This is a genomic window from Robbsia andropogonis, from assembly GCF_000970345.1.
In the GTDB taxonomy this organism is placed as follows: domain Bacteria; phylum Pseudomonadota; class Gammaproteobacteria; order Burkholderiales; family Burkholderiaceae; genus Robbsia; species Robbsia andropogonis.
Window position 1 is genome coordinate 41,067 of sequence record NZ_LAQU01000019.1, and the last position, 26,205, is coordinate 67,271.

The 26,205-nt window shown below is 59.8% G+C and carries 23 protein-coding genes, 1 tRNA gene, 1 pseudogene and 1 riboswitch; of the genes and pseudogenes, 11 read left to right on the forward strand and 14 right to left on the reverse strand.

The window, feature by feature from the left end; all coding sequences use genetic code 11:
* Position 1: 1 nt before the first annotated feature.
* The 9 genes and pseudogenes from hscA to WM40_RS17000 form a co-directional block, all read right to left on the reverse strand.
* A pseudogene (gene hscA, locus WM40_RS16960) lies at positions 2-1,883 on the reverse strand (Fe-S protein assembly chaperone HscA).
* Between the two features lie 58 nt (positions 1,884-1,941).
* On the reverse strand, positions 1,942-2,472 hold the full coding sequence (hscB, locus tag WM40_RS16965) for a Fe-S protein assembly co-chaperone HscB (RefSeq protein WP_046153471.1): 531 nt from the start codon (positions 2,470-2,472) through the stop codon (positions 1,942-1,944).
* A gap of 112 nt (positions 2,473-2,584) precedes the next feature.
* A complete protein-coding gene (iscA, locus tag WM40_RS16970) occupies positions 2,585-2,908 on the reverse strand; it encodes an iron-sulfur cluster assembly protein IscA (protein WP_024902358.1) in 324 nt (107 codons plus the stop codon).
* Positions 2,909-2,927: 19 nt separating this feature from the next.
* Complete coding sequence (gene iscU / locus WM40_RS16975; protein ID WP_024902357.1) at positions 2,928-3,353, reverse strand: Fe-S cluster assembly scaffold IscU; 426 nt, start codon at positions 3,351-3,353, stop codon at positions 2,928-2,930.
* 16 nt (positions 3,354-3,369) lie between these two features.
* Complete coding sequence (locus WM40_RS16980; RefSeq protein WP_390173989.1) at positions 3,370-4,662, reverse strand: IscS subfamily cysteine desulfurase; 1,293 nt, start codon at positions 4,660-4,662, stop codon at positions 3,370-3,372.
* Positions 4,663-4,812: 150 nt separating this feature from the next.
* Positions 4,813-5,346 (reverse strand): Fe-S cluster assembly transcriptional regulator IscR, encoded by a 534-nt coding sequence (gene iscR / locus WM40_RS16985; RefSeq protein WP_024902355.1) that lies wholly within the window; start codon positions 5,344-5,346, stop codon positions 4,813-4,815.
* A 353-nt stretch (positions 5,347-5,699) separates the two neighbouring features.
* The gene (locus WM40_RS16990) at positions 5,700-6,440 is read right to left on the reverse strand and encodes an MlaC/ttg2D family ABC transporter substrate-binding protein (RefSeq protein ID WP_024902354.1); all 741 of its coding nucleotides are present in this window, start codon (positions 6,438-6,440) and stop codon (positions 5,700-5,702) included.
* Positions 6,441-6,470: 30 nt separating this feature from the next.
* Complete coding sequence (locus WM40_RS16995) at positions 6,471-8,009, reverse strand: MATE family efflux transporter (protein ID WP_024902353.1); 1,539 nt, start codon at positions 8,007-8,009, stop codon at positions 6,471-6,473.
* A gap of 476 nt (positions 8,010-8,485) precedes the next feature.
* A complete protein-coding gene (locus tag WM40_RS17000) occupies positions 8,486-8,668 on the reverse strand; it encodes a CsbD family protein (protein WP_024902352.1) in 183 nt (60 codons plus the stop codon).
* Positions 8,669-9,317: 649 nt separating this feature from the next.
* Here WM40_RS17000 and WM40_RS17005 point away from each other — a divergent pair.
* The 4 genes from WM40_RS17005 (at position 9,318) to WM40_RS17020 (ending at position 14,421) form a co-directional block, all read left to right on the forward strand.
* The gene (locus WM40_RS17005; protein WP_236693567.1) at positions 9,318-9,797 is read left to right on the forward strand and encodes a Csu type fimbrial protein; all 480 of its coding nucleotides are present in this window, start codon (positions 9,318-9,320) and stop codon (positions 9,795-9,797) included.
* Positions 9,798-9,876: 79 nt separating this feature from the next.
* Positions 9,877-10,770 carry a fimbrial biogenesis chaperone gene (locus WM40_RS17010; RefSeq protein WP_081764805.1) on the forward strand — a complete coding sequence of 298 codons (894 nt, stop codon included), beginning with the start codon at positions 9,877-9,879 and terminating at the stop codon, positions 10,768-10,770.
* A 214-nt stretch (positions 10,771-10,984) separates the two neighbouring features.
* Positions 10,985-13,453 (forward strand): fimbria/pilus outer membrane usher protein, encoded by a 2,469-nt coding sequence (locus tag WM40_RS17015; RefSeq protein ID WP_162199088.1) that lies wholly within the window; start codon positions 10,985-10,987, stop codon positions 13,451-13,453.
* A complete protein-coding gene (locus tag WM40_RS17020; RefSeq protein ID WP_024902348.1) occupies positions 13,450-14,421 on the forward strand; it encodes a Csu type fimbrial protein in 972 nt (323 codons plus the stop codon). Before WM40_RS17015 ends, WM40_RS17020 begins: the two co-directional genes overlap by 4 nt.
* 25 nt (positions 14,422-14,446) lie before the next feature.
* On the opposite strand, the gene WM40_RS17025 is transcribed toward WM40_RS17020, so the two are convergent.
* Positions 14,447-15,109, reverse strand: coding sequence for a hypothetical protein (locus WM40_RS17025; RefSeq protein ID WP_024902347.1), 663 nt, complete (start codon positions 15,107-15,109; stop codon positions 14,447-14,449).
* Between the two features lie 86 nt (positions 15,110-15,195).
* On the opposite strand from WM40_RS17025, the gene WM40_RS17030 reads away from it, so the two are divergent.
* Positions 15,196-15,280, forward strand: a tRNA-Leu gene (locus WM40_RS17030).
* 191 nt (positions 15,281-15,471) lie between these two features.
* The gene (locus tag WM40_RS17035) at positions 15,472-16,947 is read left to right on the forward strand and encodes an MFS transporter (protein WP_046153457.1); all 1,476 of its coding nucleotides are present in this window, start codon (positions 15,472-15,474) and stop codon (positions 16,945-16,947) included.
* Between the two features lie 10 nt (positions 16,948-16,957).
* Here WM40_RS17035 and WM40_RS17040 read toward each other — a convergent pair whose 3' ends face one another.
* The 3 genes from WM40_RS17040 to WM40_RS28860 all read right to left on the reverse strand — a co-directional run bounded on the left by WM40_RS17040 (position 16,958) and on the right by WM40_RS28860 (position 18,657).
* Complete coding sequence (locus tag WM40_RS17040; RefSeq protein WP_024902345.1) at positions 16,958-17,590, reverse strand: response regulator; 633 nt, start codon at positions 17,588-17,590, stop codon at positions 16,958-16,960.
* A gap of 164 nt (positions 17,591-17,754) precedes the next feature.
* The gene (locus WM40_RS17045; protein ID WP_024902344.1) at positions 17,755-18,357 is read right to left on the reverse strand and encodes a ferritin-like domain-containing protein; all 603 of its coding nucleotides are present in this window, start codon (positions 18,355-18,357) and stop codon (positions 17,755-17,757) included.
* Positions 18,358-18,480: 123 nt separating this feature from the next.
* Positions 18,481-18,657, reverse strand: coding sequence for a DUF1328 family protein (locus WM40_RS28860; RefSeq protein ID WP_024902343.1), 177 nt, complete (start codon positions 18,655-18,657; stop codon positions 18,481-18,483).
* A gap of 440 nt (positions 18,658-19,097) precedes the next feature.
* Between WM40_RS28860 and WM40_RS17055 the strand changes: the two genes are divergently transcribed.
* Positions 19,098-19,238 (forward strand): entericidin A/B family lipoprotein, encoded by a 141-nt coding sequence (locus WM40_RS17055; protein ID WP_024902342.1) that lies wholly within the window; start codon positions 19,098-19,100, stop codon positions 19,236-19,238.
* A 196-nt stretch (positions 19,239-19,434) separates the two neighbouring features.
* Here the strand turns inward: WM40_RS17055 and WM40_RS17065 are convergent, their stop codons facing one another.
* Positions 19,435-19,620 carry a hypothetical protein gene (locus WM40_RS17065; RefSeq protein ID WP_024902340.1) on the reverse strand — a complete coding sequence of 62 codons (186 nt, stop codon included), beginning with the start codon at positions 19,618-19,620 and terminating at the stop codon, positions 19,435-19,437.
* A gap of 324 nt (positions 19,621-19,944) precedes the next feature.
* Positions 19,945-20,051: riboswitch (TPP riboswitch) on the forward strand.
* Positions 20,052-20,381: 330 nt separating this feature from the next.
* Between WM40_RS17065 and thiC the strand changes: the two genes are divergently transcribed.
* The 4 genes from thiC (at position 20,382) to WM40_RS17085 (ending at position 26,199) form a co-directional block, all read left to right on the forward strand.
* Complete coding sequence (thiC, locus tag WM40_RS17070; protein WP_024902339.1) at positions 20,382-22,328, forward strand: phosphomethylpyrimidine synthase ThiC; 1,947 nt, start codon at positions 20,382-20,384, stop codon at positions 22,326-22,328.
* A 248-nt stretch (positions 22,329-22,576) separates the two neighbouring features.
* Positions 22,577-22,837: a glycine zipper 2TM domain-containing protein gene (locus tag WM40_RS17075; protein ID WP_157684930.1), complete on the forward strand. Its 261-nt coding sequence runs from the start codon at positions 22,577-22,579 to the stop codon at positions 22,835-22,837.
* 169 nt (positions 22,838-23,006) lie between these two features.
* Complete coding sequence (arfB, locus tag WM40_RS17080) at positions 23,007-23,426, forward strand: alternative ribosome rescue aminoacyl-tRNA hydrolase ArfB (RefSeq protein ID WP_024902337.1); 420 nt, start codon at positions 23,007-23,009, stop codon at positions 23,424-23,426.
* A gap of 142 nt (positions 23,427-23,568) precedes the next feature.
* On the forward strand, positions 23,569-26,199 hold the full coding sequence (locus WM40_RS17085) for an FUSC family protein (protein WP_236693565.1): 2,631 nt from the start codon (positions 23,569-23,571) through the stop codon (positions 26,197-26,199).
* Positions 26,200-26,205 lie beyond the last annotated feature (6 nt).

Here is a 26,205-nt window from a genome sequence, read left to right on the forward strand (position 1 = left end):
TTCAGTTGATTTCCCGGATATCCTTGCCAGCCAATGCCCGTCGGATGCTCTGATCCATTCGACGAGCGGCAAATTCGTCGGTGACTGCCGACAGTGCCTTCGATGCGGCGTCGATCGCATCGAGATTATCGCCTTCGAGCACTGCTCGCAGCGCGGCAAATTTCGCCTCGATGGTCTTCCGCTCCTCATTGTTCAACAGCGCACCGTCCTCGATGATTGCCGCCGCCGTTGCGTCCAGCAAACGGCCCGCATCGACCTGCGCCTCGCGCAACGCTCTTGCCTTCATATCGGACGCAGCGCTGGTATAGCTGTCCTGCAACATTCGCGTGATATCTTCGTCGCCGAGGCCGTACGATGGCTTGACCGACACCTGTGACTCCACACCCGACAGGTCCTCACGTGCCGTTACCGACAACAATCCGTCCGCGTCCACCTGATAAGTGACGCGGATGCGCGCCGCACCCGCGGTCATGGGCGGTATACCGCGCAGCGTAAAGCGTGCCAATGAACGGCAATCGTCGACCAACTCGCGTTCGCCCTGCAGTACATGGATGGCCATGGCGGTCTGCCCGTCCTTGAACGTCGTGAATTCCTGCGCGCGGGCAACGGGAATGGTGGAATTGCGCGGAATAATTTTTTCGACCAGCCCGCCCATTGTTTCAACGCCCAACGACAAGGGGATGACATCGAGCAGCAGCCAGTCATCGCCATCGCTGCGATTACCCGCAAGCAAGTCCGCCTGGATCGCCGCCCCCACTGCCACGACCTGATCGGGATCGATATCGGTCAGCGGCGCCTGGCCAAAGTACGCCTCCACGGCGCGCCGCACACAGGCCATGCGTGTCGCGCCGCCCACCAGTACGACGCCCTTGACGTCTTGCGGTGTCAGGCCCGCGTCGCGCAGCGCGCGCCGCGTCGGAGCAAAAGTGCGCTTGACCAGCGCGTCCACCCAGATGCCAAATTGCGCCTCCGTGAAGGCGAAGTCGATTGTCTGCCCTGACGACAGCACCGCATGCCACGCGTGCCTTGAATGCAGTATCCGTGGCGCCAGACAGACTTTCCTTGGCAGCCCGCACCCGATCGAGCAACAGGCGGATGTCCTCCGCCGGCAGGCTGTCCAGGGAAAGGCCGGCCTCAGTCAACAATGCAGTCAACACCGCATGATCGAAGTCATCGCCACCCAATGCCGTGTCGCCACCGGTGGCCAACACTTCGAATACGCCGTGCGTCAACTTCAAGATCGATAAATCGAACGTGCCGCCGCCCAAGTCATAAACCGCGTAGACGCCTTCGGCGCCGTTATCCAACCCGTAGGCGATAGCGGCAGCCGTCGGTTCATTCAGCAGACGGAGGACCTCGAGTCCGGCCAACTGCGCGGCGTCTTTGGTGGCCTGACGTTGCGCTTCATCGAAATAAGCCGGTACGGTGATCACCGCGCCGACGATCTCGTCACCCATCGTCGCTTCGGCACGCTGCTTCAGCACCGCAAGGATATCGGCGGACACGTCGACGGGGCTCTTGACACCCTGCACCGTTTCCAGTTTGACCATGCCCGGCGCATCAACGAAGGTATAGGGCGCGTGCGTGCGTTGCGCATCGGCCAGCCCCCGCCCCATGAAACGCTTGACCGAAATAATGGTATTTCTGGGATCCTGTGCCGCCTCGCGCTTGGCGGCAAGACCAACGCGACGGGTGCCGTCGGACAGGTAGCGCACAACCGAAGGCAACAGCGGATGCCCCGACTCATCCGGCAGCACATCCGCGACGCCGTTGCGCATGGCGGCAACCAACGAGTTGGTGGTACCCAGGTCGATTCCCACGGCGATACGGCGCTCGTGCGGCGCCGGCGCCATCCCGGGTTCTGAAATTTGTAGTAACGCCATGTGTGATATTCCGGTACGGCTGCGGCGGGATACGTACACCCGCGGCAGAAACGGCCTGCTATGCGTCTTCGAGCCGCTCGATCTGCTTGCGCGCGGCGTCCGCCACTTTCTGGATAAAGAGCAATTCCCGCGCCGTTTCCGCCGCGGGCTGGTCGGCTTGACTATCGAGCCAGCCCGCCAGTTTGTCGAACCGTTGTCGGCTGGCGTCCTGCAACTCGCGCAGCATCGCATCCAAGGCGCCGACGTTCGACGCCGCCGCGGCATCCTCGATGGCTTCGCGCCACGCGATCTGTTGCATCAGGAATGCCGGCGCAATGGCGGTATTGCGCTCGGCGCTCGCGTCGATACCGCGCAGCGTTAGCAAATATAAGGCCCGTGCCAGCGGATCTCGCAGCGTTTGATATCCCTCGTTGGCGCGCGTGGCCCATTGCATCGCGATGCGCTTTTGCGCCTCGCCCGCCGAGGCGAAGCGGTCTGGATGCACCTGCGATTGAATCGTGCGGTAGCGCTGCGCCAGCACGTCGGCATCGACAGCGAATTGACGTGGGAGACCGAATAAATCGAAATGGTCGGCGTCGGCGCGCGCCAATGCCGGTGCCGCCTGCTTGACAGCATCGAGCGTATCCTCCGCGCCCGGCACCCCCTGTTCTCCTGCCTGCATCTTCGCGCGACTCGTCACCGTGCGCGCAGCACGCATCTCGTCAGACACGGAAGGATTCGCCACAACCGCACTCGTCTTTCACATTTGGATTATTGAACTTGAACCCTTCGTTCAAGCCCTCCCGTGCAAAGTCGAGTTCGGTGCCATCGATATACGCAAGACTCTTCGGGTCCACCACGACCTTGACGCCGTGGCTCTCAAAGACCTGATCTTCCGCTTCCAACGCATCCACGTACTCAAGCTTGTAGGCGAGCCCTGAACAACCCGTGGTCCGCACGCCCAGGCGCAAACCCACACCCTTGCCCCGGCGAACCAGGAACTTGGATACGTGTTGCGCCGCCTTTTCCGTCAACGTGATTGCCATGACCTTCCTGTCTCTATTCTCAAGCGGCCGCAGCCGACGACGTCGCCGTCGACTCGACACCTGCCGCGCCGTGCCGCGCGCGATAGTCGGCGATTGCCGCCTTGATAGCATCTTCCGCCAAAATCGAGCAATGGATCTTGACCGGCGGCAACGCCAGCTCTTCAGCAATCTCCGCGTTCTTGATTGCCGCTGCCTGATCGAGCGTCTTGCCCTTGACCCACTCCGTGATCAGCGAACTGGACGCGATGGCGGAACCGCATCCATATGTCTTGAACTTCGCGTCTTCGATGATGCCGTCGGCGCCCACGCGGATCTGCAATTTCATCACGTCACCACACGCCGGCGCGCCAACCATGCCGGTTCCAACACTATCGTCGTTCTTGTCAAACGACCCGACATTGCGGGGATTTTCGTAGTGGTCGAGGACCTTGTCGCTATATGCCATTTCACATTCTCCTGAATCAGTGCGCGGCCCACTGGATCGAATTCAGATCGATGCCGTCTTTGTACATTTCCCACAGAGGCGACAGGTCACGCAGCTTGTTGATCTTGCTCTTCATCAAAGCGATAACGAAGTCGACTTCCTTCTCCGTCGTGAACCGGCCAAGCGTGAAACGAATCGAGCTGTGCGCCAATTCATCGTTGCGGCCCAAGGCGCGCAGCACGTAAGACGGTTCCAGCGACGCCGACGTACAGGCAGAGCCCGATGACACGGCAACATCCTTCACGGCCATAATCATCGATTCGCCTTCAACGTAGTTGAAGCTGATATTCAGATTGTGGGCGACCCGGTGCGTCAGGTCGCCATTCACGTAAATTTCTTCGAGTTCGTTCAGGCCATTCAGCAGACGGTCGCGCAACGCGCCGACGCGGGCATTTTCGTTGACCATTTCTTCACGCGCCAAACGGAACGCCTCGCCCATGCCGACAATCTGGTGCGGTGCGAGCGTGCCCGAACGCATGCCGCGTTCATGACCACCGCCGTGCATTTGTGCCTCAATCCGCACGCGTGGCTTACGGCGCACATACAAGGCCCCGATACCCTTCGGACCGTAGGTCTTATGCGCAGAGAACGACATCAGGTCGACATCCAGCTTTGCCAGGTCGATCTCGACCTTGCCCGTTGCCTGCGCCGCATCGACGTGGAAAATGATCGGCGTCTTACGGGCTTTCGCCGTCGCGCGCAACATCGCACCTATTTCGGCGATCGGCTGAATCACGCCAATCTCGTTGTTCACCATCATGATCGACACCAGGATCGTATCCGGGCGAATGGCCGCTTCCAGCGCCGCCATATCGATCAGGCCGTTGTCCAGCACATCCAGATAGGTCGCTTCGAAACCTTGGCGCTCAAGCTCACGCACCGTATCAAGCACGGCCTTGTGCTCGGTCTTGACCGTGATGATGTGCTTGCCGTTGCCCTTGTAGAAATTCGCGGCCCCTTTTATGGCAAGGTTGTCCGACTCCGTTGCCCCTGATGTCCAAACGATTTCTCGCGGGTCTGCGTTAACCAGCAATGCCACCTGCTCGCGCGCCAGCTCGACAGCCTTCTCGGCATCCCAACCGTATTTGTGACTGCGCGAGGCCGGGTTCCCGAACGACCCATACAGGAACGGGATCATCGCATCGGCAACGCGCGGGTCCGTCGGCGTCGTCGCGCTGTTATCCATGTAGATCGGCATCGTGACGTCTACATTCAGGCGAGACTTCAACGTGGCCAAATCCGTTTGCAGGTGAGGAATGTCGTTATTCATTATCTTGGGTACTCCACCATCTTGAAGGACACCGCGCAGTCAAGCGCGGCCATCCCGTGAAACCGTTGCGTCGCGTGAAAAACACGACTCGCTACGCTCGATACCGCGCCAGTCGTGACATCGGCATCATTGCGCATCCACCACAACGCGTCACGAACGCGCCAGGTTGAACACCGAATTCGGCCCACGTGGCACAACGCGCGCTGGCGGTTCGATCGTGCTCTGGGTGGTTTGACGACGCTCGCGCACCACGGTCGCCGGCTGATCCTTTGCCTGCTGGTCAACCAGATCCTGCAGCGAGACGGAATCCAGATATTCGACCATCTTCCGATTCAGTGTCGACCATAGCTCGTGCGTCATGCAATGGCCGCTCGGCTGCTTCGCGCCTTCACATTCACCCTTGCCACCACACTGCGTTGCATCGATCGGCTCATCGACAGCGATGATGATGTCCGCTACCGACACGTCCGCCGCACGGCGGGCCAGATTGTATCCGCCACCCGGCCCCCGCACGCTTTCGACGATTTCATGTCGGCGCAATTTTCCGAACAATTGTTCCAGGTACGACAGAGAGATTTTCTGGCGCTGACTGATGCCCGCGAGCGTCACCGGACCTTGGTCCTGGCGGAGCGCCAAATCGATCATCGCGGTTACTGCAAAACGGCCTTTTGTCGTGAGTCTCATCAGGGAGCCTCGCATTCAAGTGAGTGTTTCGACTGCCAAGGCATGAATCGGGTCGGATCTTGCCATTCGACCATGCGGACCTGCCTACTCCTACCGTGTGGCAACGTCCTGCCTTTTCGTCGGAAAGCCGGGTAGCGCGACAAACGCATCAATCCCGACAACTTTCGTCAAGTATAAATCCCCTAGCAAAATAGTCAAGTTTTCGCCCGGTCTTCCGCCCTGAAATCATGCCGGAAAGCAATAGGCAATATCACTCGACTAGGCCAGAGACGTCATTCTCCGCCTTTTGGCCTATTTCTGCAGCGCACGGCGTCTCGCACACGGCCTTGCCTCGACCGCTGGGGGCAATTAAATTACGGCGTACCCGCCCCCTGCTGCGCCAGTTCTTTATTGCGGCGCTGCAGGAATGCAATCAAGCCCTGTACGCCTGAGGCCTGTACTTTCGAGGTGAACTGCGGTCGATAGGCTGCAATGAGCCAAAGATTGGCGACATTGACGTCATAGATCCGCCAGCCATTCGCGCCCTTTTCAAGCCGATAGGCCACCGGATAGGGCTGGCCTCCGCTGATGACGTCGGTCTGCACCACCACGTCGGTGGCGTCGGCGGCAACCCGCACGGGCTTTACATTGACCGTCTGATCACCCACTTTGGCCGCCGCACCCGCGTACAAATGGATCAGCAGCAATTCAAACTGCTGCACCAGATCATCACGCTGGGCTTCGGTCGCATCCCGCCAGGCCGGACCCAGGGCCAAGCGCGTGGTCTTGCGAAAATCCGTATACGGCAGCAACTGCGTATTGACGACCTGTTCAATGCGATGTGTATCGCCCGCCTTGATTTGTGGGTCCGCCTTGATCGTATGCAAGATCGACGCCGATAGCGTTTCAATCAACGACTGCGGCGTGCTGTCGTCGACGCTGGTGCCCGCTTTTGCCGTTGCGTGCACTTGCGCCATCGTCGTCTGAGCTGCCGCGCTTCGCACGATGCCCTGGAGACCACACGCCAGACTAACGGACAGCACGGCCGCCAGCGCGCACCGCGTGCGCCGGGACGCGCGCGGCCCATGTATTGCCACAGTCACGGTATCTCGCATCGCATTTCCTTTTCTTATCGTGCCAAACGCTCAGGTTAGCACGCGATGGTCTCGTGACGACGCGACATCGGGGTTTGCGGCCATGGCGCGAACGTCGGCACGGCTCGTACGGATGAAGCGGCGCGTCAGCAGCACCGCCGCAACGCTCAACCCCGCCACCAGACCGCACCACATTCCCGCCGGGCCCCAATCCATATCGAGGCATAGCCAGATGCCCACGGGCATCCCGACGCACCAATAAGCAAACAAGGTGACGATCATTGGCATTCGGGTGTCCTTATAGCCGCGCAGTGCGCCATTGGCGGTTACTTGCAGGGCATCCGACAACTGGAACAGGCCTGCCAGTCGCAACAAGACCACCGCGCCCGCAGCCACCGTCGCATCTCCGGTATATAGCCCGATGATGGGTACCGGCAGCAGCAGCATCATCAGGATCGGGACGAGTTGCACGCGAAGCGCAAGCGCTATTCCGACTTGCCCCGCGATCCGCGCCCCCTCGGCATCGCCCCGGCCGCGCGCACCGGCAACGCGCACCGAAACCGCCATCGCCATCCCCAGGGGAATCATAAACGTCAGCGAAGCCACATTCAGCGCGATTTGGTGCATCGACACCGCGGTGTCGCCGAGCCGCCCGATCACCAGCGCCGTCGCGATAAACAAGCTCCCTTCCATCAACCAGGTAACGCTACTTGGTAGACCATTTCGAATCAGGTCACGCCAGGTCGCCGTTTCAATTCGGGATGGCGCGTTTGCCGGGATAGTGGCGTGATGGGAGACGTCCGAGAGCGGCCCATCGCCTGACTGCTGTTTTCCAACCGTGTTCACATCGGCAAACGGCCCCGCTGCCACAACGGTTCCCGCTCGCGTGACCGCAACGTCCCGAACGAACGCATAGCGACGATTTGAAACGATATACCAAGCAAAGCCCAACCCGATACACCACTCTACGATCGCGGTCGCGAGTCCGCAGCCAACCACGCCCATTGCCGGAATGGGTCCGGCACCATACATCAACGTGTAGCCAACAGGCGCCAGCAGTATCGGGCCCAGCAAGCCAAACGCCAAACTCGGTCGCGGCATCGATAGTCCTTCGGACAGACCGCGACAGACGAAATACAACCCCAAGGCGGGCGCCCCCGCGGCAATGGCATGCAGGAAATAGCCCGCGTCGCGCGCGAGGTCGGGTGTCACGCCAAATGCATTGATCACCACCGGACCACCGAACCACAGGACCACTGACAGCGAGGCACCGAACACGATACCCATCACGGCCGCCTGACGAAATAAGGGCCAGACTTCCTCCAGCCGTTTAGCGCCAACAAGATGCGCTACGGCCGCCGGCAACGCCGACATCAAACCACTGATGGCGATGTACGCCAATCCCCATACGCCCGCCCCGATTGCAACGGGCGCCAGCACGGCGGGACCGAGATGCCCCGCCAAGATCACGTCGACGACATTCATCGCCATGCCAGCCAATTGCGTTGCAATCAACGGCAATGCCAACGGCAACAGCGCCCGCACTTCGGCACGTCGATCAGCGGCGTCGAATCGAAGGAAGGGCGGCAAGAACCTCGCCAAGCCAGCAAACGGAAGACAAAGCAGACGCGCAAGAGCGCATGGAAAGCGATTGGGATACGACATGACAAACTCAAGATCGAAACGCGCGCCAACTGGAATCGAGCGGCAGGCGCGTGTACAGCGGATAGTGCAGGTACCACGACGTGACGCGTCGATCCGCGAAGCGGAAGGCGGCCAGCAGGAGGAGTTCGAGAATAACAGCCAAATCGGCGCAACGCTATTCATTCGCGTCAAACCCGGACAAATTACCGAAGTGGCGCAAGAGATCAGCCGGGGACCGATCACTGGGCGGTTTGGTCCTTGCTTGTTGGCCGCAATGGCTGACGATGCACGGGAAAAGCGCCATCACATGACAGGCAGTGCGCAAGGAAAAAGGGCGACTTCCAAGAAGTCGCCCTCCGCCGGTCTAATGCCGGTTACCTCACTCCGTCCCCAACTTGCCTTTTGTTCTTCAAACCGGCACGTCAATGCGTATCGATTTTTTTCATCTTATCCTTCATATCACCAAACGCCGCCTGAGCTTTCCCACCGAGTTCCTGTGCTCGCCCCTTCGCCTCAGTACTGGGCTTGCCCGTCGCTTGGCCAATCATCGATTTCGCCTTGCCAGCCAGCTCTTTCGCACGGCCAGCGATCTGGTCCTTGTTCATCTCGCCTCCTTCCGCCCTCGGGCGTCTGATGCGTTAACATGCGCTACGCCATAGACCGAATTCGACCCGCATGGCCAGATCAATGGCGCGTGTGCAGTATCACGCCCGCTCGTTCCGTCGAATATCCGTCAGTGGACGATTCACGAGTAGGACGCGTCTTACAAATAGACCGGTATCGTGTTCCCGTAAATGGTTTTTACCAAAGAAGACACACGCCACGCGGAAACAAGGGCAACGCTCCTCCCTCCGCACAACGCCGACGGCACGAACAGGAAGGATTATATCGAGATGAATATTGATAAATTTCTTTATGAAAAGCGGATGAATTTACTTTAAATCAATTTATATTTAACGATTAATTTAAACAATCGTTCAATAAAAATTGCATTGCATTATTCTAATAACCATAATCTGTCGCTATAATACAAATCGAATACCGTAATGCGATATTCTGTTTGTCGACGGGAATGCGGGAGACGTAGACTCCATTTCAGCCGACGATAGCGAATGTCTTTTGCATGCAAGCGACGCTTATGACGGCGGGTACAGTCAGCTTCCTGGCTGTTTTATCTGCGATGGCGCGGAGTTGATCGTGAAAAAGTTTCTGCATCCTGCTACAGCAATTGTCGCCTTTGTTGCCGCTTCCACCTTGGCCATCGTGCCCACCGTATCCAATGCGGCGGTCTATACGAACGGCACGGCAACGGCCACCTTCCTGGTTTCATTGACACTTCAGGCGAATTGCACGATTGCAGCAACCGCATTGAACTTCGGTACCAGTGGGGTGCTGACCGCCGCGATCAACCAGCAGTCGTCATTGACGGTCAATTGCACCAACACGACGCCATATAACGTCGGCCTGGACGCGGGCACGGTATCCGGCTCGACCGTGGCGGGGCGGCTGATGGCGGGTACCGCGACGGGCAATACGGCGACGGTGCCTTTCCAATTGTATTCAGATACCGGTCGCACGACGGTGTGGGGCAACACGCAAGGAACCAACACCGTGGCGGGAACGGGTAGCGGTGCGACACAGTCACTTACTGTTTATGGCCAGGTGCCCACCCAAAACACCACACCGCGACCCGACACGTATCAAACGACGGTCACGGCGACGGTCTACTTCTGATCGTCCGTTACCGCCGCACGCGATAGCGAGGGTCGCCTCGCGTGTAACCCGAAGCATGCTGGCGGATAAGGGTAGCAACATGAAGACAACGCGCGGGTCGCATCAAATTCGAACCTGGGTGCGTTGGGCGGCGTACAGCGTTCTGGCAGGCCTTTTATCGGCGGGCGGACAGGCGTGGTCCGCCAGCCTGCAGATTTCTCCCGTCACCGTCGAGTTTGACACTCAGACCAATGCGGTCGGCCTGACTTTACGCAATCCGGGTGATCAACCACTTTACGGCCAGGTGCGGGTCTTCTCGTGGAATCAGTCCGAAGGACAGGATGCGCTATCGGCCACCGACGACCTCATCGCCAGCCCGCCCCTGATCCAAATCGCGCCACGCTCCGAGCAATTGGTGCGTCTGGTCCGGCGCAATGTGCGCGCGTCCGCGACCGAGCAAAGCTATCGATTGCTGATAGACGAGCTGCCGACACCAAGCGATACCCCATCCGGTGGCGTCACGATTCGACTCCGCTATTCGGTCCCCGTTTTCATCGCCGGCACTGCCGGCACCCTGGAGCAGGCCGCGCGCGCGGCAGGGGGAAATGGCGCGAGTACCGGACCAGGTGCCGCCGCCATGAATGCCGCCATTCCGCCGCTGGACTGGCGACTTTTTCGACGTAACGGTAAATGGGTGCTGCGCGCCGCAAATGGCGGTGTGCGTCGCGCACAGATCGCCAACGTTCATATCGGTGACGGCCAGCATCGTTACGAAATCAACAAAGGTCTCCTAGGCTATGCGTTGGCGGGGCAAGCGCGAGAATGGGAAGTGCCGATTCCAGAGGATGCGCGCTTGCGTCCGACGGAGCCCTTGCAGGCAATGATCAACGCGACAAGCAGCGAGGCAATCGTCAGCGTGTCACCGGGATCGGCGGTATCGCTGCGAAACTCGTCCGGTAAGGCAATGCCGGCGCTGGCGCATGCGTCGAGGTAGCGGAGCCCCTTGCAGGTACACCGCTGCGCTGGCTGCCCTCCCGCTGCTTGGCGCGTCCGTCGTGTTAACGCATGCGGAAGCGCAAACCTCCATGCCCACCAGCCCGTCCACGTCATCGACCTCGCCGACAGGCTCGCATTTACCGGCGTCATCCACGACCGTGTCGACACCGGCATCGCGTGCGCCTGCTAGTCCGGCCGGTCCAGGCGCTCCGATGCCGACACGTGCCCCAGCCGAAGGCTCCGTACGCGGCGGTGGCGCGGAGGCCAGCGGTCTGGACCTCGGCGGAGGCATCTCGCCATCGGCAAGCGCCGCGGACGGATCGGCCACGCCGCAGGAGCTTTATCTGGATGTCACGATCAACGGCGAGGCCACGGGCCTGATCGCGCGTTTTGTGTCGCGCCACGGGCGACTCTCCGCCAGCGGACGTGATTTGCGCGACCTCGGTATTCTGACGGACCGCCTTGGCCTGACCGCACAGCCGGACGTCTCGCTCGATACGATCATCGGGCTGCGCTATACATTCGATGCGGCACGCCAGAGCGTGTCTCTGCAGGTGCCCGACGCGCTGCGTCAGCCAAATACCCTGAACGCTCGCGGTATATCGGCGCCCCCGACCGCTACGTCGCAGCGGGGGCTCGTCGTCAACTACGATATCTACAGCGAGGCCACACCGCGCTGGCGTACGTCGATGTTCGACGAATTTCGGTACTTCGCACCGTCCGGCGTCTTCAGTCTGACCGGCATCCTCGACATCAACGGTGGCCAGACCCGCTTCACGCGATATGACACCTCCTGGACGCGCTCGAAACAAGACAGCCTGTCGACCTTGCTGATGGGCGACACGTTGTCATCATCACTGGGGTGGTCGCGATCAGTACGGATGGGAGGTATCCAATGGCGGCGTAATTTCGCACTGCGTCCGGATCTCGTCACGTATCCGATTCCAAGCCTGCGCGGTACGACCGCGGTACCGTCGTCGGTGGACTTGTATATCAACGACATCCGGCAGTTCAGTTCGCAAGTGCCTACCGGCCCGTTCGTCCTGAACCAGGTGCCCGGTATTACAGGCGCGGGCGTGGCGACTGTCGTGACCCGCGACGCCCTTGGACGATCCGTTACCACCTCGGTGCCGCTGTATGTCGACACCCGACTGCTGGCCACCGGCTTGACCAGCTATTCGGTGGAAGCCGGCTTTCTCCGGCGGAATTACGGACTGTCATCGTTCGATTACGATACGCGGCCCGTGATCAGCGAAACCACCGCCTATGGCTACACCTCGGAAATCACGCTCAACAGCCATGCGGAAGTGTCGACCGGGCAAGGCGTGGTGGGGGCCGGTGGCCTGGTCCGACTCGGACAGGCGGGGGTGCTCAACGGCGCGTTGGCATTCAGCGCCGGACGCTATGCGGGCCAGCAGGTGGATCTCGGCTATCAACTGATTCGACCGAATTTCTCGATCAACGCGGAAACGATCCGCACCCTTGCCAATTACGGCGACATCGCCGCCCGAGAAGGCGATGTCGTGCCGACCGCACAGGACCGCGCGACCGTTTCCTTTCCATTTCTGAAACGACAGTCGCTGGCATTGAGTTATATCGGCTTGCGGCAAAGGACCGGACCACGCTCGCGGATCGGCTCCCTCTCCTACGTGGTGAACATCGGCACGATCGGCTCCGTGAATCTTTCGCTGTTCAAGGACTTCGGCGACCAACCCACCAATGGCTTTTTCGTTTCAGTGAACGTGGGTCTCGGAAGCAGTCGCGGCGGCGGCACCGGAACCTCGATCAACACGACAATGGGACGTCAGAATGGCGCGAATTCATACAACGTCAGCGCGAGCCGTCCATCCGATTACGCCGGCGGGTTTGGCTGGGCAGTGCAGCACGGCCGCGCGGGCACGCTGGGTTATGATCAAGGACAGGTCTCGTACATCGGTAATCCGGGCGAGGTCACTGCGGTGGCGCAATCGTTCCAGGGGCAGGTCAATACGTCGCTCGATCTCCAAGGCGCGGTCGTATTCATGGACGGCGCCGCATTGATGTCGCGCCGTATCGATGATGCATTCGCACTCGTATCGACCGATGGCGTGAAGGACATCCCGGTGCTGCATCAGAACAGGGTCATCGGCAACACGAATTCACGTGGCTTGCTGCTGATTCCAGACCTCAACGCATACCAGCATAATCAAGTCAGCATCGATGCGATGAAGCTCCCCGCTGATGCCAGGGTCGCAAGCACGGCCCTGGATCTGGTGCCGGAATCACGCACCGGCGTACTCGGGCGTTTCGGGATCGGGCACTACGACGCCGCATCAATCACGTTGGTCGATGAGAATCGCCTGCCGATCGCACCGGGCCTACGAGTAATCAACGAGGACAACGGCAAGGAGACGATCGTCGGATACGACGGTCAGACTTTCGTGGATGATCTGCGACCGACCAATCGTCTGCGGATTACCGATGGTCAGCGCAGTTGCGAGGTACGTTTCGACTACCAACGCGCCACTAATGGGGGATTGCAGGCAATTGGCCCCCTGGTATGTGGCGGCGGCGTAGGCAAGACGCCTCGTGCCGGACTCCCGACCGGGGCACAAGCGGAAAAGCAGGATGACAGCCCTGCCGTGCGGACAATGACGCCACGAAGTGAGATACCGCTCAGCGTGCGTGGAGCATTACGATGACGCCCCGCCGCGATTGGACGACTGTCATCGCTACGCTGATCGTCTTATTCGCGTGCGGCCTGTTGCCGCGCGTGGCGCAGGCGGAGACCTGTACGGCGACGCCGACCAACCTGACATTTTCCAACGTCAGCCCAATCTCGAAAGCCTCCGTGAATGGCACGGGCTCGATCCTGGTAAGTTGCACATGGAATAGCGTGACCCTGACACCGACGGTTCTCGTCTGCCTGGACTTGACGGCACCCTTGCCACGCACGCTGAGCGCGGGCAGCAATACCTTGGCGTATGGTCTTTATACGGACAACGCGCGGACGATCCCGTGGGGCGCGTCGACATTGAATACGACGCCGCTGACGGTCACGCTGGCCAAGCCGAGCAACGGTACGACCGCGTCCGCGACGCTGACCTACTACGGGCAGGTGACCGGTAATCAACCTACCGTCCCGACACTGAATGATGCAACGACAACCTATTCCCAAACGATCACGGCCGGGCAGACGGCATTGCGAGCAGGGTTCTATCTGTTAGGCGCGCCGTCCTGTAGCACTGCGGCCAGCAGCGGTACGTTCGGTTTCACCGTATCCGCCCCCGTGGTCAACAACTGCACGATCGCAACGACCAACGTCGCGTTTGCGGCTGCAACCGGACTGACAACGCCATTGACCACCACCGGCTCACTCAGCGTCACATGCACGAATAACGATGCCTACCGGATTTCGCTCAATGCAGGGACGAGCGGCAATATCGGTGCGCGCGTCATGCAATCGACAGCGGGCAACCGTATCAACTATCAGTTGTATTCCGATGCGGCGCGCACCGTGATCTGGGGAGACGGCACCACCGGGTCCGCCTATACCGCCGTCGGGACGGGGCTGGCGCAGACCGTTCCCGTCTATGGCGTCGTCCCTGCCCAGACCGCGCCACCGCCGGGTAGTTATACCGATACGATTACCGCGACCATTGTGTTCTGACAAACCGCCCGTATCGCGATATCCATCAGAACAAGACTGTCCAAAACCGTGCTAACGGCGTTGTACCGTCGGGAGCAACGGCAGCGCGAGCCGTGGGGTCCGCTGAGGTCGTAGTGACAATCCCATAGGGTTCGTCGAACTGGCAGCTTACCTTAGGCGCCGCATCGGCGCCTTGCCCTGTTCCGCTACTGGCCGACTTGCTGGAGGCCACCAAAGTCGTATTGCCCGACGTCGGCGGGTTAGCAACCACGGCAACGCCACTGGCGCCCGTTGATGCGCTCGTGGTACTTGCCGCGCCACTGGCGGCGATGGCGCCGGATGCATCGGCAGAATCGATCTGACAGCTTTGTTGAATCTTCAACGACACCTGAACGCTCGTGGTCATCACGCTGCCGTCCGCACGAGCATGGCTGCGCTGAGGCAACAAAGCCGCCACCACGATAACCGCCGCAGTCGCATGAAACCATGTCAAGGTCACGAAGGCCGGGCGCGCCTGAAGCACTGCCCGGGGTGCGGCACCACGCGTCGCAGGTCGCGTTGGACCCACAACGGATAAAACAATAGCGCGTTTGCGGCGATAGGCGAAGGGAATCATGTTTGCAATCGGCAGAGAAATCCTCGTCGCAAAAGCGCGGGAAGGCGGCCGACCTGCCAGCCATGCAACACCCACGACAGCGACGACTTCCATGGGCTTACCTAGGATAACGGCACAAAATGACCGTTCTTGATTTTTGCGAGGATTCCCGTACCAGTGTTAGAATGCCGCTCTTGCTCGCCGGGGTGATGAAATTGGTAAACATAGCGGACTTAAAATCCGCCGCCGCAAGGCTTACGGGTTCAAGTCCCGTCCCCGGCACCACAGCAAAGTCAACGACCTAGCGCGACGCATCTTCACCTCCTATCGCGCACAGCAGGTATTTTCCCTTGATATTATTGACACGGCATTGATTGCTGGCGTTCGATGCGTCGATACCGACGCGAAGACATTGCGATTTGCCGGTAAGTTCGACCGCCATGATGGAATGAAAATGGCGCCGTGGAGAAAACAGAATGGGATTGTTTTCGGAACAACCATACGACGAAGGACTGCCGGGACCTGAACGTCGCCTGGCAATGATCGCCGTCATGACCGCTACCGCCATGGCGGTGCTCGACGGCTCGATCGTCAATATCGCGCTGCCCTCGATCGGCCGCGCGCTGCATGTCAGCCCTGCCGCCACGATATGGGTCGCCAACGGCTATCTGCTTACCGCCGCCATGACGCTGATCATGTTCGCCGCCCTCGCCTCACGCGTCGGATTTCGCGCGTTGTTCAGCGGCGGACTGGCCGTCTTCACCTTGGCATCGCTTGGCTGTGCCCTGTCGACGTCGCTCGACGTGCTAACCGCCATGCGCTTGCTGCAAGGCCTTGGCGGCGCAGCCATGCTAAGCATCGGCCCCGCGGTGTACCGTGTCGTCTTCCCTACTCGTCTGTTAGGCCGCATACTTGGTCTCAACGCGCTACTGGTAGCCGCCAGCACGGCGATCGGCCCGACGCTGGGCGGCACATTATTAACGGTGCTGGGCTGGCAATGGCTGTTCGCCATCAATGTGCCGCTGGGCGCCATTGCGATACTGCTTTCACTGCGCGCGATCCCGGATAACCGCACGCCGACGAGCGCGCCATTCGATGTCGCGGGTGCGGTATTGTCAGCGGTAGCGATGGGCGCGTTAATCATGGCAACGGATTCCTGCGCGCGTCTTGGCGAGCCCGCCACGTACATGCACACCGTTGCCACGGCCGGCGGCTATGCCGGCTTGGCCATCGTCTGCGGCATCTTGTTTGTTTTGCGGCAACGTCGTGCCCTACAGCCGTTGTTACCGCTTAACTTGTTTGCGTCCTCACGGTTCTCACTCGCGGCACTGACATCACTCGCTTCGTTCACCGGTCAGGGCATTACCTTCATCGCGCTGCCTTTCCTTTTCCAGAACGCTTACGGCTACGACGCCTTCATCTCCGCACTGCTTTTCACGCCCTGGCCAATCGGCATCGTCCTTGCCGCACCGCATGCAGGCCGACTGGCCGATCGCTACCCGCCGGCGGCGCTGTCCACGGCGGGCCTTTTCGTATTTACGATCGGCATGGTATTACTCTCGCTGCTGCCAATGCATGCCACACCGTGGGACATTGGCTGGCGGGCGCTCCTGTGTGGCATGGGCTTTGGCTTTTTCCAAAGCCCCAATAACCGCGAGATGCTGGGAAATGTGTCGCGCGCCCTCAGCGGCAACGCGTCTGGCGTACTAGCGGTGGTTCGAACATTCGGGCAATGTCTGGGAGCCGCCTTGGTGGCGATCGTACTGGCGATTTACACCACGCCGCGCCCGCATGATGCACATTCCGCCGCGGGCATCCCATCGCTGACGGACCTTGATGCCGCGCGGCAGGACGCGCACGCGATGCAGTTGTCGTTGCTGATCGCGGCCAGCGCGGGGCTGGTCGCAACGGTCATCAGCCTGACGCGGCTGCGTGCCAAGCCGGCAGGGTGATGGGCAGCCGTCAGTCGATCAGCCGGTTCTTGATCGCGTAGTAGGTCAGATCGGCATTGGTCGTCATCGCCATCTTTTCAAGAACGCGTGAGCGATAGGTGCTCACGGTCTTGACAGAAAGATGGAGCTCCTCGGCGATTTCGGTGGGAAGGCGACCTTGCGATAATTTACAAAAAATCTGAAATTCGCGCTCCGATAACGTTTCATGCGGCAACGCATCGTTTGGCTGCTCGAGCTTTCGCGCGAGGGCATCCGCAGTAGATTCCGACAGGTAGCGGTGACCGCGGGCGACCGTACGGATTGCTCGTAAAATCTCCGACGGCGGCACATCTTTCGCGACATAGCCGTTCGCGCCCGCACGCAACAGGCTGATGGCGTATTGTTTTTCCGGATAACCCGATAGCATCAGGACCGGCATGTCCGGACGAATTTGCTTGATGATACGAAGTGTATCGATGCCGTTCTTGTCAGGCATGGCAATGTCGAGCAGCACGACATCGAACGAGGTTTCGCGCACCCGTGCGATCGTGTCGTCGCCCGTCGCCGTTTCCGCCTTGACCCGCATATCCGGCTCGTCGGAAACGATTTGCGCGAGACCGCTGCGTACGATCGCGTGATCATCTGCGATCAGGATCTCAATCATCGAGGGCGCCATTCCGGTGGATAGACACCCATTCTAACGCGTCATCGTCCGCTTTGCCCGGACCGTCGAAACGGCAAAAACCGGCAGTGGCAATCGCCACACCGGTCATTGACATAAAAGAATTATCCGACCTCACGTGCCGACAACATCACGTCAGATGGCTGTCAGTGGTGGTTTTCCTTCGCACCGTCATCCGGGTCGAGAAAGTCTGCCATGTCATCCGCATGTTCTTCCTCTACAGCGAGGATCGTTTCAAACACGCGACGTGTAGTCGGGTCTTTTTCACCCAGATAAGCAATGATTTCCCGGTACGTATCAATTGCAATACGCTCGGCAACCAGGTTTTCACGAATCATATCGTTCAGAGACTCACCCTCGACATATTCCGAATGCGAACGTGTCAACAGGCCTTCTGGCGAAAAATTCGGCTCACCTCCTAATTGGACAATGCGTTCCGCAAGCATGTCAGCGTGTTCTTGCTCCTCGTTTGCATGCTCTAGAAACTCAGCAGCAACCGGTTCAGCATGAATGCCCTTTGCCATGAAGTAGTGGCGCTTGTAACGGAGGGTACAAACGATTTCCGTCGCCAACGACTCATTCAGCAGCTTCAAGACCGTTTCACGGTTCGCAGCGTATGACTCCGTCACGGCGCCATTCTTGATGTGTTCACGCGCCCGGCGGCGAATCGTGTCCAAATCGATCGAAAAATCGTCTTTGCCCGGTTGTGTGGGGCTGGCCTGCTTTACTTGCTTCAGTGCGCTAACCATTATTTCTCCTCGACTCTGTCGGTATTCCGTTATCCGACGCTCCCGGGTTGAACCCGCCGGGTGCGGCCTGGTAACACTTGAGCAAGCAACGCGCCTGCTCAGAAACCGCAATGACATGCTGCGCTAATCGACAATCTTTTTGGCCACCGTGAAACCGAGCAGCAAAAAGATAACAAACAGCACCAAGAACAATACAAATAGGAATTTCGCTATGCTCGCGGCCCCCGCTGCAATCCCGGTGAAACCGAAGACCCCAGCCACCAAGGCGATGACAGCGAATATCAATGCCCATTTCAGCATCGTGTACCCCCTTATTGGTTTTTTTGATCGATTGTTCGAACAATGCGCTCATCTTAAGCAGGATGAGACGTTGCGAAAATCGGCCGTTTGCCAGTTCTTATGTGGGAATACGCCGACAGCGAGACAATCCGCCGCTCGCTATCCACGCAGGCAATAAGGCGGTACGTTGAAAAATAGTAAGAATCTTCTTACCTGGATATCAGCGGCAACCGACAGCACATCCCACGTCTTTACTATACGATTTACTTACATTCATCTGCGCACGATTCTTGCTTAAATCGCGGAACTGAACGGTTGGATGTGTTGTGGTTTGAGGTCGAAGCCCCTCTTAATGACCCTCGAACGATCAAAAGGTCGGCTGCCGACAACGCGGACCCATGCGTCTCTCCAAGATTCAGGGATCGTTGATTTACCAACAATAACAGGAAGAGGAACTCATCATGAAGCGTATCGTCGCCCTACTGCTGCTCTCCGCTACGGCTATGTCCATGCTGGCCGGATGCAATACCATGGCTGGCGCTGGCCAGGATATTTCAGCTGGTGGAAACGCGCTGACAAATTCGGCAGAGAAGAGCAAGTAATTACCTGCCGTTTCGCGGGCGGTACATCATCGGATCACGCGACAATATTGGCAGATGCGTCTTCGATTTCACCGGACGCAGATGAAAAAAGCACGCCACGGCGTGCTTTTTTTTCTGAACGCCTGACAAGAAGCAGTGGCAGACCGATGCCGTTGCTTCCGCCCTGATCGAGGCAGGCGATGCCCCATTAGGCAAATCAAGCCGGCGCTGCATCCCCTTTCCGCGGCCGACGCACGCGACCAGCATGGCGCTCCAATTCTTGTACCCGCAACGCCAATTCGTTCAAATCCGCAGCGTCAGATAGGTATGCGGCCTCGCGCGCTTCACGTCGGACCGCGGCACGGCGAAACAGTAGCGCGACAAGTTGATCCAACAGTTTCATGGGAGGTTCCAGGTCAGTACCGTTTATTCAGGGTTAACCCTATTATAGGGTATTCCCTATCGCTCGACTCATCCTGACCCAGACAATCCACCCTCTGTTTTGTAACATTGTTTTTTGTCCGCTACACAGTAATGACACCTTGTACGGCGATGTTAGCCGGTTTTCCTGACGTCTTTCCTCTTCCTGGCAAGCGCTTCGGTGCATTTTCGTCACTGTCTCGGGCTTCATTCAGTACGGTCTTACGGAAGGTCATCGTCGAGGCCCGGAGCCCGCAAATACGGCATTCGGCTTGCCGCGACGCAGACGTTTGTGTATTGTCTGCGTAACAACGCGCAGGGGTCCTGCGGCCAATCTAAACTGGCCGACGGTGAGAAATACCCTTCGAACCTGATCTGGGTAATGCCAGCGAAGGAAGCGCTTTGGTCGAGGAAAAGTGGCAGTGACGGACGGTGAGAACGGAGCGGGTCGAGCGAGTTGGGTTCTCCTTGCGCCGCACATCGCATCGTGCGCTCAACCCGCACGGGCACCACGCCCCTCCCGTCCACCGCGCGCCCTTCTCGGCCCTCACCGCGGTCAATTCGATCCCCACGTCTCTCCCCGCGCCGCGTGCGGCCGCCTGACGCATTCTTGCGTTCAGTCGCGCCGCGAAAAACGCTGCCGGCGTTCGAGCGCATCCGCTTCGTCCGCGCCTGTCAGCGTCGCTCAACCGATTCGACGCCGACGGCATCGTCGGCGTACCTTGCATAGAACGGAGCCTCACGATGCACGCCAAAGTCGATTTTCATTCCGCCGACGCCCACGTCGACGCGGCAGCCGTTGCGCCGCTGCCAAATTCACGCAAGATTTATGTGACAGGCTCCCGCCCCGACCTGCGTGTGCCGATGCGCGAGATCAGCCAGTCGGATACCCCCGCCAGCTTTGGCGCAGAGCCGAATCCTCCGATCTATGTCTATGACACATCCGGTTCCTACACCGACGGGACTATTCCGATCGACGTACGCCAAGGCTTGCCGGCGCTGCGCGCCGGTTGGATCGAAGAACGCGGTGACACTGAATGGCTTACCGCCCTGTCGAGCGTCTTCAGTCGGGAACGTGCAGCCGATTCCCGCACCACCGCCCTACGATTCCCCGGTCTCCAACGTCAACCCCGACGCGGCCGGGCCGGCGCAAACGTCACGCAGATGCACTATGCGCGCCAGGGCATCGTGACACCCGAGATGGAATTCGTCGCCATCCGGGAGAATCAGAATCGCGAAGCGTACCTCGCCACGCTGCGGGCGGCGGGGCCGACCGGTGAAAAAATGGCAACGTTGCTTGGTCGCCAACATCCCGGTCAGGCGTTCGGCGCGGCCGCCGTGGGCGGACCGGCTGCGCTCCCTGGCGGCCTGCGCGCCATCACGCCTGAGTTCGTGCGTGACGAGATCGCACGCGGCAGAGCCGTCCTGCCGAACAACATCAACCACCCGGAAAGTGAGCCGATGATCATCGGTCGAAACTTTCTCGTAAAGATCAACGCGAACATCGGGAACTCCGCGGTGACGTCGTCGATCGGTGAGGAGGTCGACAAGATGACATGGGCGACCCGCTGGGGCGCAGACACGGTGATGGACCTGTCCACCGGCAAGCACATCCATGAAACGCGCGAATGGATTCTGCGTAACAGTCCGGTACCCATCGGTACGGTGCCCATCTACCAAGCGCTGGAAAAAGTGGACGGCAAGGCAGAGGCGCTGACCTGGGAAATTTTTCGCGACACGCTGATTGAACAGGCCGAGCAAGGGGTCGACTACTTCACCATTCATGCGGGCGTGCTGTTGCGGTATGTTCCGATGACGGCGTCGCGCATGACGGGCATTGTTTCCCGAGGCGGTTCGATCATGGCCAAATGGTGCCTCGCGCATCACCGGGAAAGCTTTATATATGAACACTTCGAGGACATCTGCGAGATCATGAAGGCGTACGACGTCAGCTTCTCCCTCGGCGACGGCCTGCGCCCGGGATCGATCTACGACGCGAATGACGAAGCGCAACTGAGCGAACTGCGTACGCTGGGCGAGTTGACGCAAGTGGCTTGGCGCCATGACGTGCAGACCATCATCGAAGGCCCCGGGCACGTGCCGATGCAGTTGATCAAGGAAAACATGGACCTGCAACTGGAGGCCTGCCATGAAGCCCCGTTCTATACTTTGGGGCCACTTACGACGGATATCGCGCCTGGCTACGACCACATCACCTCGGGTATCGGCGCGGCGAACATTGGCTGGTACGGCACGGCGATGCTGTGCTACGTCACGCCCAAGGAACACCTCGGGCTGCCGAATAAAGAAGATGTCAAGGAAGGCATCATTACCTATAAGCTCGCCGCCCATGCGGCGGATCTTGCGAAGGGGCATCCCGGCGCCCAGATCCGGGACAATGCCTTGTCCAAGGCACGATTTGAATTTCGCTGGGAGGATCAGTTCAATCTGGGCCTCGATCCGGACAAGGCGCGGTTGTTCCACGACGAAACGTTACCAAAGGATTCGGCCAAGGTCGCCCACTTCTGCTCGATGTGCGGCCCCCATTTCTGTTCGATGAAGATCACTCAGGACGTGCGGGCTTATGCCGCGGAGCAAGGTCTTTCCGATCAGGACGCACTGCAGCAAGGCATGACCACGAAAGCAATTGAGTTCGTCCGCAAGGGGAGTGAGATTTATCACGCTACCTGAGCAAAATATACGACTCTATATCCAGGACCATTTATTGCTTATGCATCTGTGTGTGAGGACGACCGCGTCTGGTCGACCTGCGTCTCGCCAGGTGCATCGGCAATCGCCCGCCACTTTGACAAGCCAACGGTCCACTATCCGTCTGGACGGCCTCGACACAATCAAATTAAAAATCGTCGTCAGGAAGACAGGAGTGGAAGATGAAAGTACATCCAGACAGCGCGGCTTCGACGGTCATCGTTGAACCGATGGCGCACGCCAATGTTGATGCCGCACAGCAGAACAAACAGGCCGGCGCACGCAGCGCGCGGCGGATCGCCGCTGGAATCGTTGCCGCGACGTTGATTGCCAGTTTGACGGCCTGCGGCGGCATGACGACACGTCAGCGTGACACCGCCATTGGTGCAGGCGTCGGCGGCGCGGCGGGAGCGGCGCTGGGCGGCGGCGTGCTGGGTACCGTCGGTGGCGCGGCGGCAGGCGGCTTTATCGGCAACCAAGTCGGTAAATAAGCAGGCGCCATCGGCGTACAATGGAAGTGTTGGAGGCCTGCCGTATTTAGGTAAGATCTGCGGGGTGGGTCCACCGGACGGCGTGGCTATCCGGTGGACCCAGTGTCCTACTTCCTGGGAGGGGCGGCGTTTGCCGCCCTTTATTATTGAGCGGTTCACGTTCGCTGCCATGTCTTCCTCCGCTCCACCTCGTATCGTGTTGGCGCCTGCTGACTATCATTTCACGGCCATTCGCGCGCAAGGCGCCGGCGGTCAGAACGTTAACAAAGTCTCCAGCGCCGTCGTCCTGCACTTCGACATTTCTGCATCGTCGCTACCCGAAGCCGTCAAGGGGCGGTTGCTCGAATTACCCGATCGTCGCATTACGCGCAACGGATTGCTGTTGATCAAGGCGCAAACGCAGCGCCATCAAGAAGCCAATCGGATCGACGCGCTTGACCGCCTGCACGCGCTGATCGCATCGGTCTGGTATGCACCAACACCACGCCGCGTCACTCGACCTTCTCATGGCAGCGTGCGGCGCCGCCTGGAAGAAAAGACCCACCGCGCGAAGACAAAGGCGCAACGCGGACAAGTCACTCTAGACTGAGCGCCCCTTGCCAGATCGGCTCACATTGTCTCAATGCTGATCCAGCGGTGCCCGGTCAAGACGAAATGCTTTAGACTTGCGCAAAGAGAATGCTGCGACATCGCGCCCTTGCCCGATGATGCATTGCGGCACTGCCTGGTCTATGCGCTATTCGGTCGAAATAAGAAAGTTCCTCTACAGTCAGCACCTGTTCAGCGGATTACGGATATCGCTCGGCATCGTCCTGCCCGGCATCGTGATGCTTTTCGTCTTCGACGCGCAGGCCCTCGCGTTCACAGTGGCCAGCGGCGCCATTGCCGCCAGCGTCGTGGACTTGCCCGGCCCGCTGAAGTACAAGCATAACGAAATGCTGGCATGCTCGGTGCTGGGCTTCCTGTCCGCCCTTGTGACCGGCATCGCGACCGCCAACCCGCTGACGCTCTGGCTAACGGTGGTACCGCTGACGTTCGTGTTGTCAATGATCGTCATGCTGGGAGCGAAAGGCCCGCAGATCAGTTTTGCGTCCCTATACATGATGATCACGACGCTAGAGCAGCATCTCACGCCGCTCGGCGCCTTGGTCAATGCATCGTGGATGCTCGCTGGTAGCCTCTGGTATACCTATTGGAGCTATTCGCTGAGTCGGCTCCAGATCGATCGCATCGAACGCCAGGTTCTGGGAGAGTCGATATTCTCGATCGCCGAGTACTTGCGGGCACGCGCCAGGTTTTATGACGCGTCCAGCAGTCTGGAAGATGCCTATTCGGATCTGGTGGACAAGCAGATCGCCACGGTCGAGCAACAAGACGCGGCGCGCGATATCGTCTTGCGGCGCTTGCCCCGCCTGAAGCGTAGCGATGGCGATCCACGCCGTGTGAGGCTGTTCAACCTGTTCATCGATGCGGTCGACCTGCACGAGACCGCCATCAGCGCCCACACCGACTATGCGTTGCTGCGCAATACGTTTGGTGACGACAACCCCGATCTCCTGGTCTTTTTCCACGACTTGCTGGAGAAATGCGCGGACGATTTGCAGGAAATTGGTTTAGCGATCCTGCAGGACCGCGCGTCCGTGCAACGGGTGCGAAACCGCGCCGAATTGCGCGCGATTGAATACGAGATCGACAAGATGCGACGCCGGAACTTTCCGGCACGCGATTCCGAAGCCTACGCGGCCATCTCCGCCAGCTTCCGTCGCGTGTGGACCGTCGCGCGGATGATCGACCGCCTGCATCGCCGCACGCGAGAAACCGAGGACGGCGACAAGAACGAAACGGTCATGCGGGTGGACCAGACGCTGTCGCGCTTTCTCGACAGCCGCCGGATAACGGCCGCGCAGTTGCTGTCGAACCTGAACATGACCTCCCCGCCATTTCGCCACGCGCTGCGGGTGACATTGGGCGTGGCCGCGGCACTCGCGCTGGGCAAGCTGATGCAGGCGCTCCTCCCGTTGACCAACAGTTACTGGATCGTCCTCACCACCGTCATCATTCTGAAGCCGGGCTTCTCGCTGACCCGGCAACGCAATACGCAACGGATCTTCGGCACCGTTCTGGGATGTACCGCAAGCGTCTTGTTCCTGCATTTCTTCCATAGCCCTCCGTTGATTCTGGCGGTCACCTTCGCCTGCATGCTCATGGCTTACTCGCTGCTGCTGATCAATTACGCCGCCGCGGTCGTCTTCATCTCGTCCTATGTGTTACTGCTCTACCACTTATTGGCGCCAGTAGGCATGCGTCTGATCGGCGAACGCGCGGTGGACACGATCGTCGGATGCATGATAGCCGTTGGCATCAGTTACCTGTTCGCCAATTGGGAGTATCGGCTGATGGGGCCGACCGTGAAGGCGGCATTGAAAGCGATCCGTGACTACCTGGATGCGGTGCGCCAAGCGAATGCGAAATTGCGGGCGCCGGACCTCACATCCACTCAGCGCCAGGCGCAAGCGTTGGACCGTGACTATCAATTCCGCCTGGCCCGAAAGGTTGTTCACACGACGCATGCAAACCTCGGCCAGGCGTTTCGCCGCATGATGCGTGAACCAAAATCGAAGCGGATCTATGTGGCCGAGCTGAATGACCTGATTGTCCAGTGTCACACGCTGGCATCGCATATCACCGCCGCGGCGCCGCTGATGGCGAGCGCCGGCGTTGCCGCGTTGCCTGCGGGGTCAGGTCACACATTGTCCGAGCGTGCGGCATCGCAACGTGCGCGCGGGACCATTGATGCGGACAAGGACGCCATCAGTGGGGAGACCAGCACGACACCCGTGTCATTGGAGCCGCCGGCGTTGCGCGCGGCACTCGACGCCATCAGCCATCACCTCGCCGCCGCCGAGGCGGCAACCCTGGAACAGCCGGCGCCCAGGCTCCCGGGCGTGCCGCCGATCGGCGTGGATGCCGAGGCAAACCGGGCAATCAGCCGGGCACTGGACGAGATGGGCGTGGCGGCCGACACGATCGAGGCCAGCGGGGTCGATCCCGCGATGACCGAGGAACGGGTCAACGACATCAAGCTGCTGGTGTATCAAACCAAGCAGATGCTACGCGCGGCGCTGCTGTTGCGGCGTAATGCGGCGGCCATCCACCTGCCGCTGGCTACAACGGACATGCCGCCTCTCGAAACACCATCCGAACAGGCGCCGATGCCCGTGGCGTCCGTCGCGACCGGCGGCCCCGGTGACTCGCCCCCGGCCCGCGCGTCGACGAGGGCCGTCGAGTCGATCGACGCCGCCGAAACGGCGGCACCGGCCGTGACGACCATGCAACCGCCGGCAGTCATTCCCCCGCGCTGAGCGCCA

What these genes read in the sequence shown, in the direction of transcription:
- thiC (WP_024902339.1), top strand. Translation starts at nt 20,382, where the DNA reads ATGCACGCCAAAGTCGATTTTCATTCCGCCGACGCCCACGTCGACGCG.
- WM40_RS28860 (WP_024902343.1), bottom strand. Translation starts at nt 18,657, where the DNA reads ATGCTGAAATGGGCATTGATATTCGCTGTCATCGCCTTGGTGGCTGGG.
- WM40_RS16980 (WP_390173989.1), bottom strand. Translation starts at nt 4,662, where the DNA reads ATGAATAACGACATTCCTCACCTGCAAACGGATTTGGCCACGTTGAAG.
- WM40_RS16990 (WP_024902354.1), bottom strand. Translation starts at nt 6,440, where the DNA reads ATGCGAGATACCGTGACTGTGGCAATACATGGGCCGCGCGCGTCCCGG.
- iscR (WP_024902355.1), bottom strand. Translation starts at nt 5,346, where the DNA reads ATGAGACTCACGACAAAAGGCCGTTTTGCAGTAACCGCGATGATCGAT.
- iscU (WP_024902357.1), bottom strand. Translation starts at nt 3,353, where the DNA reads ATGGCATATAGCGACAAGGTCCTCGACCACTACGAAAATCCCCGCAAT.
- WM40_RS17055 (WP_024902342.1), top strand. Translation starts at nt 19,098, where the DNA reads ATGAAGCGTATCGTCGCCCTACTGCTGCTCTCCGCTACGGCTATGTCC.
- WM40_RS17025 (WP_024902347.1), bottom strand. Translation starts at nt 15,109, where the DNA reads ATGGAAGTCGTCGCTGTCGTGGGTGTTGCATGGCTGGCAGGTCGGCCG.
- WM40_RS17075 (WP_157684930.1), top strand. Translation starts at nt 22,577, where the DNA reads ATGGCGCACGCCAATGTTGATGCCGCACAGCAGAACAAACAGGCCGGC.
- WM40_RS17000 (WP_024902352.1), bottom strand. Translation starts at nt 8,668, where the DNA reads ATGAACAAGGACCAGATCGCTGGCCGTGCGAAAGAGCTGGCTGGCAAG.
- WM40_RS17040 (WP_024902345.1), bottom strand. Translation starts at nt 17,590, where the DNA reads ATGATTGAGATCCTGATCGCAGATGATCACGCGATCGTACGCAGCGGT.
- WM40_RS17015 (WP_162199088.1), top strand. Translation starts at nt 10,985, where the DNA reads ATGCCGACACGTGCCCCAGCCGAAGGCTCCGTACGCGGCGGTGGCGCG.
- WM40_RS17065 (WP_024902340.1), bottom strand. Translation starts at nt 19,620, where the DNA reads ATGAAACTGTTGGATCAACTTGTCGCGCTACTGTTTCGCCGTGCCGCG.
- WM40_RS17085 (WP_236693565.1), top strand. Translation starts at nt 23,569, where the DNA reads ATGCGCTATTCGGTCGAAATAAGAAAGTTCCTCTACAGTCAGCACCTG.
- WM40_RS17020 (WP_024902348.1), top strand. Translation starts at nt 13,450, where the DNA reads ATGACGCCCCGCCGCGATTGGACGACTGTCATCGCTACGCTGATCGTC.
- iscA (WP_024902358.1), bottom strand. Translation starts at nt 2,908, where the DNA reads ATGGCAATCACGTTGACGGAAAAGGCGGCGCAACACGTATCCAAGTTC.
- WM40_RS17035 (WP_046153457.1), top strand. Translation starts at nt 15,472, where the DNA reads ATGGGATTGTTTTCGGAACAACCATACGACGAAGGACTGCCGGGACCT.
- arfB (WP_024902337.1), top strand. Translation starts at nt 23,007, where the DNA reads ATGTCTTCCTCCGCTCCACCTCGTATCGTGTTGGCGCCTGCTGACTAT.
- WM40_RS17045 (WP_024902344.1), bottom strand. Translation starts at nt 18,357, where the DNA reads ATGGTTAGCGCACTGAAGCAAGTAAAGCAGGCCAGCCCCACACAACCG.
- WM40_RS17010 (WP_081764805.1), top strand. Translation starts at nt 9,877, where the DNA reads ATGAAGACAACGCGCGGGTCGCATCAAATTCGAACCTGGGTGCGTTGG.